This is a genomic window from Paenibacillus sp. H1-7 (assembly GCF_022354825.1).
Taxonomy (GTDB): Bacteria; Bacillota; Bacilli; order Paenibacillales; family NBRC-103111; genus Paenibacillus_S.
In genome coordinates this window covers 4,955,719-4,973,652 of the sequence record NZ_CP031168.1, presented here as the reverse complement: position 1 = coordinate 4,973,652, position 17,934 = coordinate 4,955,719, and the positions used below count along the sequence as shown (strand labels likewise).

The 17,934-nt window shown below is 48.9% G+C and carries 10 protein-coding genes; 8 read left to right on the top strand and 2 right to left on the bottom strand.

Annotated elements, in window-relative coordinates; all coding sequences use genetic code 11:
- Window positions 1-4 precede the first annotated feature (4 nt).
- The 5 genes from DVH26_RS21960 (at window position 5) to DVH26_RS21940 (ending at window position 5,495) form a co-directional block, all read left to right on the top strand.
- Window positions 5-907 (top strand): dihydrodipicolinate synthase family protein, encoded by a 903-nt coding sequence (locus DVH26_RS21960; protein ID WP_239625384.1) that lies wholly within the window; start codon window positions 5-7, stop codon window positions 905-907.
- Window positions 908-933: 26 nt separating this feature from the next.
- Entirely contained in the window at window positions 934-1,716 is a 783-nt protein-coding gene (locus DVH26_RS21955) for an HAD family hydrolase (protein WP_239625381.1), read from the top strand.
- A gap of 75 nt (window positions 1,717-1,791) precedes the next feature.
- Window positions 1,792-3,789 carry a GSU2086 family protein gene (locus tag DVH26_RS21950; RefSeq protein ID WP_239625379.1) on the top strand — a complete coding sequence of 666 codons (1,998 nt, stop codon included), beginning with the start codon at window positions 1,792-1,794 and terminating at the stop codon, window positions 3,787-3,789.
- A gap of 23 nt (window positions 3,790-3,812) precedes the next feature.
- Entirely contained in the window at window positions 3,813-4,472 is a 660-nt protein-coding gene (locus tag DVH26_RS21945) for a D-sedoheptulose-7-phosphate isomerase (protein ID WP_239625377.1), read from the top strand.
- A gap of 33 nt (window positions 4,473-4,505) precedes the next feature.
- Complete coding sequence (locus DVH26_RS21940; protein ID WP_239625374.1) at window positions 4,506-5,495, top strand: aldose epimerase family protein; 990 nt, start codon at window positions 4,506-4,508, stop codon at window positions 5,493-5,495.
- Between the two features lie 437 nt (window positions 5,496-5,932).
- Here DVH26_RS21940 and DVH26_RS21935 read toward each other — a convergent pair whose 3' ends face one another.
- Complete coding sequence (locus DVH26_RS21935; protein ID WP_239625372.1) at window positions 5,933-6,751, bottom strand: arylamine N-acetyltransferase family protein; 819 nt, start codon at window positions 6,749-6,751, stop codon at window positions 5,933-5,935.
- 153 nt (window positions 6,752-6,904) lie between these two features.
- Here DVH26_RS21935 and DVH26_RS21930 point away from each other — a divergent pair, with 153 nt between their 5' ends.
- A complete protein-coding gene (locus DVH26_RS21930) occupies window positions 6,905-7,525 on the top strand; it encodes an SGNH/GDSL hydrolase family protein (protein ID WP_239625370.1) in 621 nt (206 codons plus the stop codon).
- Here DVH26_RS21930 and DVH26_RS21925 read toward each other — a convergent pair.
- The gene (locus DVH26_RS21925; RefSeq protein WP_239625368.1) at window positions 7,504-8,001 is read right to left on the bottom strand and encodes a hypothetical protein; all 498 of its coding nucleotides are present in this window, start codon (window positions 7,999-8,001) and stop codon (window positions 7,504-7,506) included. The two genes, DVH26_RS21930 and DVH26_RS21925, sit on opposite strands and share 22 nt — an antisense overlap.
- A 628-nt stretch (window positions 8,002-8,629) precedes the next feature.
- Between DVH26_RS21925 and DVH26_RS21920 the strand changes: the two genes are divergently transcribed.
- Together DVH26_RS21920 and DVH26_RS21915 are read left to right on the top strand one after the other, a co-directional pair.
- Window positions 8,630-8,914, top strand: a complete 285-nt coding sequence (locus tag DVH26_RS21920) for a hypothetical protein (protein WP_239625366.1) — start codon at window positions 8,630-8,632, stop codon at window positions 8,912-8,914.
- 648 nt (window positions 8,915-9,562) lie between these two features.
- Window positions 9,563-17,902 carry an Ig-like domain-containing protein gene (locus DVH26_RS21915; protein WP_239625364.1) on the top strand — a complete coding sequence of 2,780 codons (8,340 nt, stop codon included), beginning with the start codon at window positions 9,563-9,565 and terminating at the stop codon, window positions 17,900-17,902.
- Window positions 17,903-17,934: the final 32 nt, after the last annotated feature.

Here is a 17,934-nt window from a genome sequence, read left to right as displayed (position 1 = left end):
CTGAATGAACGAGTCTAATTTGGAGCTATCGAGTGCTTTTGGCGCCGTGTTCGCGCTGCTGCTCACTCCTTTTACGCAGACAGGAGCGATTGATTGGAACGTGTACGACAGGTACGTCGATTGGCAGCTTTCCAAGCGCCCGCACGGATTGTTTGCCTCATGCGGCAGCAGCGAAATGGCGTTTTTGACGGCGGATGAACGCTTGGAATTGACGCGCCGAGCGGTGAGAAGAGCTGCAGGCACGCCTGTCATCGCTACGGCCAATGTAGGCACTAATATAGAAGAGCATGAGCAGGAGCTGCTTCGTATGTCGGAAACCGGGGCAACAGGCCTTGTACTCGTGGCGCCGCCGGGATTGGGAACGGTTCCGAGCCAGCTTGGCGAATACTTGGCCAGGATGGCAGAGGTGTCACCGATTCCGGTGCTTTTATACGAGTTTCCCCTGTTTAAGCCTCACTTCATTGATCCAGCTATTTATGGGCAATTGGTCAGACAGCACCGTGTTGCAGGCATCAAGGACACCACTTGCACGCTGGAAGGAATAGAGGCCAAAATCGCTCAAGGCGGCATCGTGTACCAGGCGAACACCGCGTTCATGCTTGATTCAATCCGTCAGGGAGCAGGCGGGATTATGGCCATCACTTCCACCGCTGCGTCAGACATTGTTCTGGATTTATGGAATAATGCGGTGCTGCAGGGCGATACAGCCGGGAAAGCCGCCGTAAAGGCTCATCAACAGCTTATGTTTTTGGACGGCGTGCTCTGCATGGGGTTCACGGCAACGGCCAAACATCTTGTATGCCGGCATGGTATAACAATGAGCTCCAAAACTCGCAGTGGTGCCGTTCTGAGCGCTCAAGCGGCGAAAGCGATAGATATTTGGTACGAATCCGTTTATTTAACTTAATAATTAAGAAAATGGGTGATGATGCTATGGGGAAGTTCCGAGCCGTGTTGTTTGATTTTGACGGAACGATCTCGACTCTTCGCGCCGGCTGGGAATGTATCATGGCGCCGTTCATGAAAGAGGAGATTGCCGGCAGCCGCTCTCTTAGTGCAGAGGAGGAAGAACGGCTGGACCGCGACATCGCGGCATATATCGATCAGTCGACCGGGATTCAGACGATTTACCAAATGCAGTGGCTGGCGGATAAGGTTCGTTCCGCCGGATGGAATGAGACGGTCAAAGACGAGTGGGCGTACAAAGCGGTTTATAATTCAAGGCTGCTGGAACAGGTCATGAAGCGAGTTGACCAGTTAGCTTCGGGCCAATCCGCAGCGGACGATTATTTGATAAAAGGGGCGGCGGACTTCATACGGACGCTCCACAGCCGCGGTTTGGAGCTCTATGTTGCCAGCGGAACCGATCATCCGGACGTAGTGCGTGAAGCGGAGGTATTGGGAGTTGCAAAATATTTCCGTGCGATTGCAGGCGCGCCGGTCGGCAAAGCCGATTGCTCCAAGGAAAAGGTGCTGCGGGAGCTTATGCACGACAAGGGGCTGGCCGGGCATGAGCTCGCCGTCATCGGGGATGGCAAGGTGGAGATACGGCTTGCCAAAGAAGCAGGGAGCTTGGCTCTCGGACTGGCGAGCGACGAGGAAGCTCGGACCGGCATCCACCCGGTCAAGAAACAGAGGCTTATGGCGGCAGGAGCGGATTGGATTGCCGGTGATTTTGTTAATACGGAAGAATGGCTGAAGCGGCTGGGATTGTAAGCATGCAAACTTTCTAATAGGTTTCTGTCTGGCTTTAGTCCCGCTTTTCAACAAGACGAAGGAGGAATTGGTGCAATGAAACGGCACGAGAGATTAGCCTTCCAAGGAATCAAGACAAACTCCGTGTACAGCCGCACGAATCTGGTTACGATCCGCAACATGGCCATACCTATGGCTGACGTCGTGGAAGATTGGCCTCTTAAAGATAGAGATGTTGATCGTTTTGACAGGTTGGTCGATCTGATTGTGCGGACCAGAGCCGCAGGCAAGCCTGTAATATGGTCCATGGGCGCGCATGTGATCAAAAACGGCATGTCCCGATATGTCATCGAAATGGTACGCAGCGGCATCCTGACACATGTGTCGGGAAACGGGGCTACGAGCATCCACGACTTCGAGCTGGCCTTTCTGGGCGAGACCTCGGAGGATGTCGCGCGCGCCATCGAAGACGGATCGTTCGGCATGTGGGAAGAAACCGGCAATTACATGAACGAGGCGATCCGGCAGGGAGCGGCGCTTAACCTGGGATACGGCGAAAGTCTGTATCGGTATCTGGACCGGTACCCGGAGCGGTTCCCGCATTATGACGACTGCGTGTTCGTGCAGTGCCAGCGCTCCGGTGTGCCCTATACGTGCCATATCTCCATCGGCACCGACATCATTCATCAGCATCCCTCTGCCGATTTTCAATCGCTTGGGGCGGCGAGCGGGCAAGATTTTGAAACAATGTGCCAATCGGTAGCCGAGATGGCCGAGGGCGGTGTGTTCCTGAATTTCGGCTCGGCCATTTCCGGACCGGAGATTTTTCTAAAAGCTCTCAGTCTTTGCCGCAATCAAGGCCTTCACATGGCACCTATTACCGCGGCCAACTTTGATATCGTCCCTGTCAGTGATGCTGCGAGCCCTTCGGAGCAGGAAGCGGAGTTTTATTATAGGCCAAGACGTAATTTCATGGATCGTCTGGAGCAAATCGGCGGAACGGGATATTTGTTCCACGGTCTTCATCAAGCTACAATCCCGCAGCTGTACAAGCGCGTGCTGGAGCGCAAGCGGGAAACTGGGGCCGTGTTTCCGGAGTATAAGCGCACAGAGCGACTGTCAAAACAGAGTCGCGTTCTATACCCCATTTCCGAACGAAAAAGCAGGCTGCATGCGGATTCGCTGCAAGCGCCAAGGAAGATTGGTGGCGGTGAAATTGACCAAGAGAACCACTGGGAGGCGGCAGATACGCCTGGCTTTAAAGCGTTTGTGGAGGCCGTTCGCACTGCAAAAACTCAGAACAAGGAGGTCCTGGTCTCGCTTGGCGGTAACGTCATTGGCAGCGGAGTATCTCCGGTGCTTGTAGAGCTGATTCGTGACGGATACATCACGCATTTGGCATTGAGTGGAGCCGGCGCTTTTCAGGATATCGAATTGGCCGCCTTCGGCCATACCGAAGAAGAGGATAATCAGGCGCTGACTCGCGGGAGCTTCGGCATGTGGCAAGAACCGGGAGCATTGCTGCACGGTGCTCTTAGTGAAGGGTATGCGCTGGGGCTCGGCTACGGGGAAAGTCTTATGCATCATATGACCCGGCATGAACAGCTGTATCCATATCGTGAATGGAGCCTGCTGCAAGCTTGCTCGGATAAGGGGATTCCTTGCACCGTTCATGTTACGATCGGAACCGACGCAGTTCAGCAGCACCCGGAAACCGATTTTGCCGTGCAAGGCGGGGCGAGCGGAAGAGACTTCCAAATATATGCCCGCACGGTATCCCGATTGGACGGAGGCGTATTCGCCAACTTCGGTTCTACGGTGACCGGACCGGAGGTGTTCCTCAAAGCGTTGTCCATTGCTCGCAACTTAGGCTACGACGTAAGCCGAATAACGACAGCTAATTTCGATATTGTAAAACTTGGTGATTACAATAGCAAAGTGGGCTATGAGGATTGGGACTATTATTATCGTCCCCGCAAAAATATCATTCATCGGCCCACAAGCCTCGGTGGGGTGGGCTATCATTTTGAAGGGCTGCATCAGCAAACGATTCCTGCATTATGGCAGGCTCTGATTCATGGTAAAAGAAACTAGTGACGAAAGGAATGATCACCCGCATGAGCATGTACAACCCGGAAGCGACCCGTACCGTGCTGCACCAGCTTATTGTCAAGTACCCGGATGTTGCAGGCTGCCGGCAGCAGATCGAAAAAGCGGTCGAATTGATAGCTGACAGCTTTCGGCAGGGAGGCAAGCTGCTTGTATGCGGCAATGGAGGGAGCGCCTCGGACAGCGAGCATATAGTTGGGGAATTGATGAAGGGCTTTATGTCCAAAAGACCTCTATCCGGAGAGCAGCGGGAGGGCTTCCTTACCGCTTTTCCCGCAGAGGGGAGTTACTTGGCCGACCATTTGCAGGGGGCTTTACCGGCTATCTCGCTAGTCAGTCAATCGGCATTTCTCTCCGCCTATGCCAATGATGTAGCGCCGGATATGGCTTTTGCCCAGCAAGTCTATGGTTATGCTAAACCAGGGGATGTGCTTCTCGGTATAAGCACATCCGGCCACTCCGCTAACGTCCTCCGGGCTGTTCAAGTTGCCCGTGCTCTAGGTGTCAGCACAATCGGCTTGACGGGCCAGACCGGCGGCAAGCTTGCGGAGTTGAGCGATGTCACCATCTGCGTGCCGTATCAATCAACTCAGGACATTCAGGAGAGGCATCTTCCCATATATCATGCCATTTGTATTGCATTGGAAGAACAATTTTTCGGAGTATAACTTGAGTGTGAGGGTGAGGGGAGAGAGCCTGCAATGAGACACTTGTACCGCCCGCTGCGTAATTCGGGCTGCCGGATTATAGACGACGTAGATTTTAAAGATTGCCGTTCGCTGCTACTTGAGAATGAGAAGCTGCTCATTCATTTGCTGCTGGACAAAGGAGGCGAGCCGATCCGTTGGCTTCATAAACCATCGGATACCGACTTCATCTGGCTTTCACAAAAAGGCTTTTTCCCTAGTCATCCTTTATATACGGACTATGAAATGAGTTATCTGGGAGGCTGGCAGGAGATGTTTCCGGAAGTCAGCTACAACTCTTCCTACCGCGGTGCCACAGTGTTTCGTGGTGAATCGGCTATGACGCCATGGGACTATGACATAGTGAAGGATGAACCGGAGGAAATTCAGGTGTTGCTTACGAACCGGATCCGCTCGCTTCCATTTCTAACTTCCAAACGAATAACCCTAACTTCCGGAAGCGAAACCGTTCGAATCGAGGAGACCATAACCAATTTATCACCATCTGTGACGCTGGAAGCCAATTGGGGGCATCATCTGGCATACGGGGCGCCTTTTCTTGATAGAAAATGCTTCATCAGCCTCGACCCGGGTACCCTAATCTGTAATCCGAAAAGCGGGGAGACCTGGAGTTGGCCTCTGATGGAGCAAAACGGCGATATCGTCGATTTGTCACGCCTGCCTGCTCCCGGTACGGAACGTGAGCTATTATATTTGTTAACGCAAGACAACAAATATCGAATAACGAACCCGATCCGTTCCGTCGCATTGGAGGTTCGATGGGACGGTACCGTTTGGCCCTACCTTTGGTATTGGCAAAATTTCATGGCGGACACGGAAGCACCCTTCTTCGGATGCGACTACAATATCGGGCTGGAGATGTTCAACGTGCCGCCGAAGCTTACCTTGGATGAAGCCGTTCAGCGGGGGCTTGCTCTAGCTGTGCCACCGCTCGGAAGTGTATCTTCTTGGTTAGAGTTTACAGTATGCACGCATGATAGTTGAATAATTGAGTAGACTTATAAACCGCCTTGTGCGGTTTTTTCGTATTTTCAAGGTCTCTTTCAATAGCTTGGGTCCGCGCCAGATGCTCTATGTAATAGTAATATTTTCTTCGATCCAAGTAATTTGCAACCCAACCCAATCTTTCAAAGGTGTTTATCCTTTTCCGGAGAATTATTGTGTAGTGTTGGTAGCAGCCACTGAAAAAGTATAAGGAGGATGAAGAGGTTGGAAGCGAAAATCGACAAGATAAAAGAACTGTCCGGGATAAGTCTAAATCACATGAGTGAAGAAAATCGTGAGGTGATAACAGAACAAATAACAAATGATATTCTCAAGGTCCTTTAAGGGGATGGACATTAAGAATAGATTACTGCAAGCAGCTATCGAATTAATCGAAAAAAGATACCCCCACCGGGTGGTGGGGCTCAAATGGCTAATTAGAAAGGTTTCGTAGCATCAAATTTGATCGAAGCAGGTAAACTGCTGAGACTTATACCAAAATAGGTTTTTAACGCATGGTTAAACTCATCCTCTGTTTGCGGTATGTACGTGGAGACACCTTCGGAAGTGAATGTGCGAAACTCAATTCCCTTTAGCGTATGACGGCCATCCTCGGTTCGAATAGCTGCTATAGCAGATTCTTTGAATGGAGAATGGGGAGCAGATTCACACCAATACGAGGCTGCGTAATAATCAATTAAAAGCTGCGGTTCTTCAGTGAACGAATAGATCAGACGCCACGAATCATCCTTCTGCTCGTTTAGCATCCATCCATAGTTTTCATCGCGCTTAAGCTGGTAAGCCTCATCGTTTTGCTGCTGCGCGACCTGTTCTATCACTTGAATTGGCCTGAGCGGAACTACTCCACCAACCCCGACATCGCATAAGAAGCGTTTCCCGGAAATATCCACAAGTAAGACGTGGTGTCTGCGTTTGGGGGGAAGTACGGTTTCATCCCGCCAAAATCGGGCAAATAGATCCGTTACTTTAAAGCCAAGCTGCCGCAGCAGCCATCCAAACAGTGCATTGAGTTCGAAACAATACCCTCCGCGGCGGTTAATGACAATTTTATTATACAAATCCGTTATTTCTAATGATAAAGGCACACCGCACCATATATCCAAGTTCTCATAAGGAACGGACTTAATATGCTGCTCTTGTAATCTAGCAAGTGTTTCTTGGCTTAAGTCTATCGTTCCTGTGTAGTTAATTCGGTTGAGATAAGCCATTACGTATGAAGAAATCGCTTCACCCATAGCTCATTGCTCCTTTACTGGTTACTTTATGCTATATTCCCTTTATTTCCAATCATATATTATTATACTAACAGGAATCTGCAGGTTATGCATGCATTTCCTTGTCTAATCTGCTTTCTATTTAGTTATTCATAATGTAGGGAGGAAGCCAATATGAGAAGTATTTTTATCGTCGGTGATAGTATTTCGATCCAATATGGACCCCATTTAAAAAAGATGGTCGAAAGCAAGCTTCATTATGACCGCAAGCGGGGAGAAGAGCAGGCATTGGCCGATTTGGATCAACCTGTAGGAGCTAACGGCGGGGATAGCAGGATGGTTCTGGAATATTTGAATACGGAACGAAGTAAGGGTATGACCTACGACCTGCTTCTGATCAATTGCGGATTGCACGATATAAAGACGGATCCTGTAACGGGGGAGAAGCAAGTACCATTAAGCGAATACCGGGATAATCTTGAAAAGATCGTCACTACAGTCCGGGATATCGCCCGATCGTTCCTCTGGATCCGGACGACGGATGCTGTGGAAGCCATACATAACAGCAGGAGTACGTCGTTTCTCCGTTTTCACCGGGATGTATTAGCGTACAACGCTGCTGCAGATGAAGTCATGACCAGTCACGGAATTCCAATTTTGGATTTGTACACGTTCACACGTTCCTTCGGAGAAAGCGGATATTGTGATCATGTTCATTTTACGGAGGAGGTTCGACGGTTGCAGGCGGCTTATATTGCAGGATACTTGGAAAGCTATTTGCAAAGCTTACGTTGAAACCCGTTCATTTTAGCAAGGAAAAGAAGATACAAGCTGCTCAGATAGATCGGAAACGAATAAAATATCGTGTAGCCATTCTTGTAATGGAAAACACCCGCTTGTACGGCAACCCACTCCACAACCACGGACAAAAGGCTCCAACCAAACACAAATAGGGGATCAATGGGTGGTTTTACTTTCAAGGTATCATGAAGGTAGGCAAATAAATAGGTAAATGGCCCGTACATGACATAGGTCAAAAAGTCCATGAATTCATAGCTAGAGTTATCATTCACATCATAGAAATCCACTGGATTTACACTTAGCGTATGGTCCAGGCACAATCCGGTAAACACCCCGTATAGGGTGTATACAGTGGACCAGTTTAATGGAAATCGTTTGGGCAGCGCTACAAGAAGCGTTAACCCGATAAGTAACAACCCGATCACGAACCATTCATTTGTGTTCCATTTATTGTCGTAATATATGATCATTCCCTTACCCCTCCTCCTTTAGATAACGAAAGGCGAAAGCTTTCTCGAACAGCCAGGCAGCGCACATGAAAAATAGGAACATAACCATGCTAAACAAAGAATTCCATCGAATAAAAGTAAGATCTCCAATAAATCTAAACAAAAAATGGACGGAGCATAAGGCTGCGAAGGTTAAGATTGCGGCTCCCCACCGCATGACTGCCAATTTAACTGTAAAAAAAATGTTCGTAAACACAAGCAGCAAGACCGGATAGATGATATATCTTCCGATTTCTCGGCAGAAATAAAAATCAAGTCTGTTACTGTTAACCAAAAGTTGTAAGTTCATAGTGAGAGTGGTGAAAGTGGACGTCATCAAGATGGCGCAGCAGAAGTATACACACAAGTTTTCCGTTAGTGGCAATTTCTTAGGAAGGATGGCGAATACCGATATGACTATCCAAGCGATCAGACTATAAACAAACACTGACATTATATCCCTCGTCCTTTTTCATGGTCGGGTTTAGTGTGATACAAATTTATGGAAAATATGTATTGAGCCGTGTTCATTGCCGTCCGATAGGGCGGCTTTTTGCCGTTTTGCTCTACAGCGGATGTCCATTAAATTTAATAAAAAAAATAAGCGCCTTTGCTTGCAAAGAACGATTGGCGCCTGGTCGGTATAACGCTGTTCGCCGAACGTCTCGAGTCAGTCACCGATTCGATCGGGAAGCTGGACCAATCGCAGGCGCAGCTGTCAGAAACAGTAAGACTAGTTAGCACGGTATCGGAAGAAACATTGGCCGCGTCAATGGAGGTTTCCTCCACTGTTGTCGGACAACTGGAAGTGAGCGACAGGCTGGTGCTTCTCTCTGGCCAGCTGGAGGAAGTGTCTAAGCAATTGGAGGAGTCCTTGTCCCGCTTTACGACCTGACTTGTCTGAGACGGCAGCCTAGCTTTGTTCTTACCGGACTGAAGTAAACCTTAATTCCTATGAGGCGAAATGTGCGAGAAGCGGGGTATTGTTACCCTTTCTAGAGTCCTGCCTGCATAGGGCTTTCATCCACAGATAAATGAAAGCGCTACAAAACTGCCTTCAATATTCCATATACAAATGGGATTTATCCATATCTTCTTTAGAAACTGTAATAGTAGAATAAAAAAGATGGAGCAAGATCATTTTGTTATTCAGGGGGGGTTGAGGATATGAGATAGAATGGAAGACAAGACCGCAATGATGCTAGAGCCCGACCCTGTCACTTTTTTTGGGCTTGAAGCAGACAGGGAGATTAGTAGAGTTAACCCGCTGGCGGTATCGCCACGAATACTTCATTTGCTTTTACCAGGCATCCAGGTGTAACTCGGATTGATAGGTTTGTTCTCCGCTTAAACTATGTGCTGTACATGCACTAGACCTCTCGAATTGCTGCTATCTTGAAGTCTCTGTAAAGAAATGACAATCTCGACTCTTATTCTCCTTTTCCTTAACTGCCGTATCCGATCGTGAATCCTTACTATGGATTTGTATTTTTTACGGGGTTCATTCAATCTTTTTACAGACTTATAAAGGAGGCTTTTAAAGATGCTTAGGCAGCACGCTCTGAACCGTGTATTAACCTTAATACTGATATTTGCCCTAGTATTCTCTCTATTCAATGTATCTTTTATCCCACCATCGAAGGTGCATGCTGCGGATGATGTCTTAGGCCTGTTGGATGTAAAAGTGAACAAGCCTGTGAATGCTGCCGTCAATCTGAGCGATGGAACCATCGATATCTCATTGCCATATGGTTCCTTATACCAAATGCTGAATGTTACAACGAATCCTGATGCAACTGCAGCGCTTTACACAAGTGATCGTACAACATCTATTACGTTCGCAACCAGCGGAACTAACATAGGTGATGCCAAGCTGGATAAGTTTTCAGCAAGCGGACCAACGACTTATTATTTGGTAGTTACCGATAAAAATAACAGCAGCAACAGCAAAGAATACACCATTAAGGTCTCGGTAGCCGGCAGCATTCCAGACATCGCAGGCCCAATGGGACCCAACGACAAGTATTTGCCACTCAATATTCAAGGAGGGGAAGCTTCTTGGGATGTGTTAGGTGCTTCTAAGATCGGAAATGGCAGCACTACTGGCTCAATCGAAGGTCCTGGCGCCGCTTCTTCTTATAGTGGTAAGAATTGGCAGGATTCCTTCTATGATCGTACGGGTGATTATCCTGCTGCTTCCACTGTCCCGGACTCTTGGCTGGGTGACAACATGTATTTGCAGACGATTGACAAAGATAATGTGAATGCGCTTACGAAATATGGGATTGAAAATATTCCGGGAACCGAGAAGCTGAACTCCGATATTTTACGGTTTCACGAGTTTTTACCTTTTGTTACTCCAGATGGGAAGAGTCGGGATGACGGAGACCGCGGGGCAGTGGACAGTGACCGTCAGAGACTCGAGATCAAAAGCAACACGGCAGCCTCCAATATCGATGCCAATAGTGTAGGCGGAGACATAATGACCCACCATTGGAGACTTATGCTTCCATCGGAAACCTTAAAGTTCCAGAACGATGTGACCAATTATAAAGCGGGAGATTTTATTATTCCGCGCAGGTTTTGGCACATCTTTCAATTGAAAGCGATTAACGGAGACGAAGCCGGACAGCCGATAACAACCCTTACGCTTGTTTCTAGCGGAGGTAAAGGACAGCTGGAATTCAGAAATAATCCGGACGGCACGCAAGCTGACAGAATTAAGCCATTGTTCACGATCCCCTTCGAGAAGGTTGCCGACCGCTGGCTTGATTTTGAAGTAACTATTTTATCGGCAGATAAAGGCTACGTGTACGGCAAGCTTGTTGATCTGGAATCCAATGAGGTGCTGTTTGCAGGCGGCATGACAGCAGAAACTTTGCGGCGCCCGGAAGAGAGGAATCCGGATACCGGCAGAGTGGAAAGAGGCGATCAGCCTATGGTAGCGGGTCAGCAGAACCGTTCTAAATGGGGGCTCTACCGCGGAATGTACAATGGTTCGGGAGATACCGCTTACGCAGATGAATTCCAAGCCGCAACTATGTATCTGGCCGATGTGCACTTGGTGAAAAGGGACACTAGCAGCTATGTGTTCCCTGATGGTTGGGATCCTAAGGAACAAGTTAAGGATATCGTAGCGTGGGCAAGGCCTGCAGCTATAACCACTACCATTGGAACAACATTTCCGAATTTGGGACTTCCTTCACAGCTCGACGTTACTTTGAGCACAGGAAAGATTGAGAAGGTAGACGTAACGTGGAAATCCGATGGCTATGACCCTAACGGTACGGGGACAAGTAAGATTTATGGTACTTTTAACGGCACAGGCATTACGAATTCCAAGAACATACAGCCTTATGCTGAAGTGAATCTTACGAACGGCTATAAAAACTGGGCGCATGGCGCAGACATCAAGGTTGTCGCTCAAAGCGGCGGCAGCAAAGACAACTTTATTAACGATAATACTACCGAGCCTTGGCAGGCTCATAGCTCGCTGGGATCTACCGTTGCAGATTTGTTCCAATTCTGGGCAGCCATAGATCTGAAGCAGAAAGTAGACGTTGACAAAATTCAAATTGAATGGGGCAGTAACAGCAACTTATTGAAAAATTATCAAGTGTACTATACCAATGATGCTAACGCATATGGAGAGCTCAAGGAAGGCACTTCCCTCTCTGCATCTTCCGGTGCGACGAAAAAACCGCTAGAAACGGAACATGGAGCTTCATGGTCTCCAGTCCCTGGTGTTGGGCAAACGGATAAGCCTTCTCCGAACAGTAACGGAAAGATTGACAAGACGTTGGATGTACCGGTTGCAGCTCGATATTTACTGCTTGTATCCGACGTTGAATTAAAAGCAGGTGCCGGCGGTATAAAAAGCAATAAGTTCAGAGCTTTCGGCGAACCATCCGTAGAAACGCCTTCTGTTACGTTAACTCTTAACAAGAGCAGCTTTAGCCTTGAACCGGGCAAAACGGAGACGCTTCAAGCTGTCATATCGCCTGCGGATACGCCGAACCAGACGATAACATGGACTTCTAACAAATCAGATGTGGCTACGGTTGATTCGAACGGTCTGGTTACCGCTGTCGGTACAGGTACAGCCGTGATAACAGCAAGCTTTGGAGACATAACCCAAACCTGCATCGTGACGGTAGCGGAGCCGGCAGCAACAAGCTCGGTCAACCTCTTGGACAATGCACGGTTTACGCCGCAAGCGGGGGTGAATCTCAAAGTAAGCTCGGAGACTCCGGATCATCCCGGTGCCGATGCTTTGAAATCGGGCGGCAGCGGCTTCTGGCGTAATTCAAGCTCCAACGTCTATAAGAGCGATTATTCGCCATCCTCTTTGGCTTTGACGCTTGACCTGGGTGCTCCCAAAACGGTTGATAAATTGTATCTTGAGATTCCTAACACGATTCCGAACCTCCAAAGCAATGCGACCCGATTCGAGGTGTACTATTCCAATGATCCTGCATCTTGGGCGAGTGCGCCGACGGCTTCGGATACTGCGAACAATTACGATTGGAAGGCCAATGGCTGGACTCTTGCCGGCGGTACGGAGACGGAAGGCTTGTGGTCTTATGTAACGTATAACGGACAGCGCTGGGGCTATGATACGAAGACGTTCCTCTATCCGTTTACAGCCAGGTACGTTATGGTGAATACGATCTTGGCCGGCTCCCGCAGCAAGACTACGGATTCCGATTCCATGATGGGGCTTTCCGCCTTGGCTATTTACGGCAAAGACGCTGTTGCTAATGTAACGTCTCTAGTGCCCGAGAAGGGGACCTACAGTACATGGGATCAGACTGCGCCAGTCTCTACAACAATAAATTTTGCAAATGGACAGACGCTGGATAGTATCAACAAGGGCGGTGCTGCGCTCGTTAAGGATACAGACTATACGCTTTCTGGGAATACAGTGACATTCACAGCTGCCTATCTTGCCAAGCTTCCTCTTGGCACCAATGAATTTAAGCTTCGTTTTAACAACGGCACCCCATCCGTATTTGCGTTGGATGTAACGGCGCGCGGTTACGGTGATAATGCCAAAACAATCAAGATGAATGCGATCGAAGGCGTGTCTCCTTACAACGTATTGGGAGGCGCAATGGGAACCGACGAACCGGTAGAAGGCGTGACCAAGAGAATCAGGGACGCTTACCATGCATTCTATGGTGACCAGCCTAGAGCTACTGCGGCAGACGATCATATCAAGAGTGTGTGGGACGAAGCGCTGAAGAAAAATGTGTTCCGCATTTTTGAATACGGTCGCGGCGTAAACAACGAGTTTGCAGATAAGGTCCGTGACGGCGAGTATGCTCACAAAGGCGTATTTGATCCGAGTGTAGGCTATGTTGTTGACGGTGCAGCTATCAACGACAGACAGAGGGTTGAAATCCGTCCAAGCGAAGATTCAACTCATGATTTTACAGCTTATGAGGGTGACCTTGTTTCCTACAGCTGGCTGTGGAACATTCCGGACGGCAATCAATGGAACCAGTCGGGCTTCCGCCATATTTTCCAGCTGAAGGCCACGAATGCGCAAGCGACCAACACATTGCCGAACGGCAACTCAAGCGATGAGAACGGCGCTTATATCCTTGCAATGTCGGTAACCGGAACTAGCAGCAGAGATTTAATAGTGAATCATAACCGGTACGACGGGGATAAAAACCTGATGAGAATTCCGTTAAAAGAAATCGGCAGCCACTGGATCAAGGTGGAGCTTGACGCTCTGATTTCGGACAGCGGATGGCTTAAGATTAAGATTACAGATACGGTAACCGGCAAAGTGTATACTTTTGACAGCCCGGATGTGTACCAAGTGTTTACGAATTCAGGCGCAACCGATGGCGTGAAGGATTTGTGGAGAAGGCCTCAAAGAGGCGGCAGCTTCGAGACGGAGTATCCGGCAACGTTTGACCAGTATTTGCGTCCGAAGTGGGGGATTTACCGCAGCTCCAATGGCGGCAACAACTCTGCCTTCGACGTTCAGCTACAAGTTGCGGATATTACGATTAGCAAAGTTGCGTCAGGAATTTCTTCCGTCAACCTTGCGTTGAACAAAAAAGCTTACAATGTGGGCCCTGTAACCGGCAACCCGTTGCAGACGCAATCTGCTGCGGCTAACGAGTTCGGCAACGCCAATAAACTCACTAACGGTGTCCTGCAGGATCCGACCAAATGGAATGTGACCAATGTAACCAGCCTGGATCAAATTGGGAATTATTCATGGCTCGGTACGGATGGAGACAGAAAAGGCAGCTTCGTTATCGATCTTGGCCAAGCCATGGATTTCAGCCAGCTCCGATTGTTCGCCAAATCGACCCGGTTAAAGGGCGCGACGGTTTACGTATCTGATGATACCTCGAACCGCACAACTGCTGCTGAATTTGATGCCATGACCTTCAAGCAAGTAGATCGCAAGACGGCACAAGGGTACACGTTCGCTACTGGCAATAATGGCGGGACGGATACGGATGATAGCTCATATCGAATTGACCTAGGCAAGACGTATCATTCCAGATATATCAAAGTGACAGTGGAGAACGCATCCGGCGGCAATGCAGGAACGGATCTGACAGGGCCTCCGCGCTTGACACAGGTACAAGTGTTTAATGCTCCAACGCCTCCACAGCATCTTATACTGGATAATGCGGGCTCAGCCAAAGTGCTGAAGTGGGATGCGAACCCTGCAAGTGAAGGCTTTACAGTCTATGATGATACAACGATACTTGCTGACCTGCCTGCGGGCGCAACAAGCTATACTTTGTCAGATAGTATTACAGATGTGTCCAAAATCGCTGTAAGATCCAAGGGAACTGACACCTACTCCCGCAAGTTTATGATCTCGGCACCGGCTCTGCTGGTAGATCCGGAAGTCAAGCCGGATAACAAACCGAAATTGACAAGCTTGAAGGTAGATGGTAAGGATATCCCTGGGTTCTCTCCGGATGAGACGAGCTACAAATATTACCTGGATCCGTCTGCTGCAATCTTACCAACAATTACTGCGGATGCAGCTGAAGGCAATACGGTTACCATAACGTATCCGGAAAATGCTAAGACAGATCCGGTTACTATTGTAGTAGTGAGCAATAGCGATGTGAATCTTAAAACAACGTATACGGTATTTTTCGTTTCACCTTCAGGTGAGCCGGTAACATATTCGTTTCAAGATCTATTCAATTCGGGCGCTTATAAGAATACATCGTCCGTTGCATTAAGCAGTGCCAATGGTGCAGGAACCGGGGCAGACTGGCCTTCCAGCGTTAAAGGCTATGTACAGTTAAACGGTACCACGGCAATTAACGATTACGTGGCCTTTACATTGAAGGATATCCCTGCAGGCACATACAAGGTTTTGTTTGGTTATAAAACAAACAATAACCGTGCAACACTGCAGTTGTCCGTCGACGGGGAGAACCTGGGTAATCCGGTAGACGAGTATGCGCCAACGCAAAGCTATCCGATTCAGGAGCTTGGAACGGTTACAATTAAAGCTGACGACAGCCATGAGTTCAAGTTCACGGTTACGGGTAAAAATGCGGCAAGCAGTGGTCAAACCGCTACGTTCTCCTTTATTCAGCTAGTTCCGGTTGATGCTCCGAGCTCGATCGTAAGCATCACTCCGGTCAACGTGACGACCCAAGCGGGAACAGCTCCCGTGCTTCCAACGGTAGTTACGGCGGTGTACAGCAACAACACAACCCGTCAGTTAGGTGTAGCGTGGGATAGCATCGATCCGTCGAAATATGCGACGGCAGGCAGCTTTACCGTGGAGGGTACAGTGACGAGCAGCACGTATAAAGCGTTGGCGAACGTTACTGTAACGGCGGTAGATGTACCGAATGCGGTGATCGTAAGCATCACTCCGGTCAACGTGACGACCCAAGCGGGAACAGCTCCCGTGCTTCCAACGGTAGTTACGGCGGTGTACAGCAACAACACAACTCGTCAGCTAGGTGTAGCGTGGGATAGCATCGATCCGTCAAAATATGCGACGGCAGGCAGCTTCACCGTGGAGGGTACAGTGACGAGCAGCACGTATAAAGCGTTGGCGAACGTTACTGTAACGGCGGTAGATGTACCGAATGCGGTGATCGTAAGCATCACGCCGGTCAACGTGACGACCCAAGCGGGAACGGCTCCCGTACTGCCAACGATGGTTACGGCGGTGTACAGTGACAGCACAACTCGTCAGCTAGGTGTAGCGTGGGATAGCATCGATCCGTCGAAATATGCGACGGCAGGCAGCTTTACCGTGGAGGGTACAGTGACGAGCAGCACGTATAAAGCGTTGGCGAACGTTACTGTAACCCATGTGATATGGCCAGCTAGCTCTAGTCTTACTGTTTCCAATGTAATGCCAAGAACGGCCACTTTGAAATGGACTGCAGCGGAAGCAAGCAGAGGAATAAGCGGCTACAAGGTATACAGCGTGACAGGGGCTACCTATACGGAAATCGCTTCGTTCGGTAATGTTCAAAGCTATGATTTGACGGGCTTGACGCCATACACTAGATATACTTATGCAATCCAGGCAGTAGATTCGGATGGAAACCGCAGTGTCTATGGTCCGACGGTTACATTTACGACGGCTATAGAAAGCTCGCGGCCACGTCCTGGCAGCGGCGGTGGCGGCGGATCATCTACAGGCACCGGCACGACTACGACTCCTACGGATTCTGGCAGCAATGCAGGTGTTATCGATCTTGCCAAAGACGCCAAAGTTACCAAAGAAACAACGGCAGACGGCAAATCCGTTACGAAAGTGTCCGTAGATGCGGATAAACTAGAGAAAGCCTTGTCTAATTCGCTTGTTACAATTGATATAAAGAATAGCGAAGCTGCAGTGAACGTGGAGCTGCCGGGCAATGCCATTCTGAATGCAATAGGCAAGCAAAGCAATGCGGTGATTCAAATTCAAGCAAACGGTGTGACTTACGAGCTTCCTGTGCGTCTATTCACCAATATTCCTAAGGATGCTACGGTCACCGTCACCATTGCTAAGGTTTCCGGTAAAACGGGAGACGAAATCAGTGCCGTGGTGAAAAGCATGAACGCAAAACAAGTGATTGCTAATCCAATCGAGTTTACAATCACCGTAAACGGGAAAGAACTATCTGATTTCGGCGGTGTTTACGTCAATCGTACCTTTAGCTTAGGAGCTGCGGCAGATCCGAATAAAGTAACGGCAGTCTGGTTCGATTCGAACAACCGTATGCATTTCGTACCTGCCGTTCTCACGACGAATAACGGTTCCTCTGACATTACGATTCGTTCGCCGCATAACAGCATCTACACCGTCCTTCAATCGGATAAATCATTTACCGATATGAAAGAGCATTGGGCCAAAGCGGATGTAGAGCTGCTGGCAAATAAACTCATTGTAAACGGCACAACTGATCAGCTGTTTGCTCCGGACGCCGACATTACACGCGCTGAATTCGCAGCCCTGCTGGTTCGCTCGCTTGGGTTGACTGAAGTCAAAACGAATGGATTCCGTGATGTACAATCGAGCGACTGGTTTGCAGCAGATGTAGGCACAGCTTACAAAGCGGGCTTGATTACAGGTTATGAAGACGGTACCTTCAGACCTAACGACAACATTACTCGCGAGCAAATGGTTACGATGCTGGTGAGAGCACTGAAAGTAGGCGGCAAAGAAGTCAAGCTGGATAGAGCCGTACTAGACTCCTTCGCAGACCGCGCAAGCATCGGCGAATGGTCGAAGGATGCGGCAGCACAAGCTCTTAGTGCCGGCTTGATTCAAGGAATGACCGACAAAGAGTTTGCCCCACAAGACAAAGCTACTCGCGCACAAGCGGCAACTACGCTGAAGCGTATGCTCCAGTATCTGAAATTTATTAATTAAAAAATGTTGAAGAGGCTGTTCCGCGGTTTTAA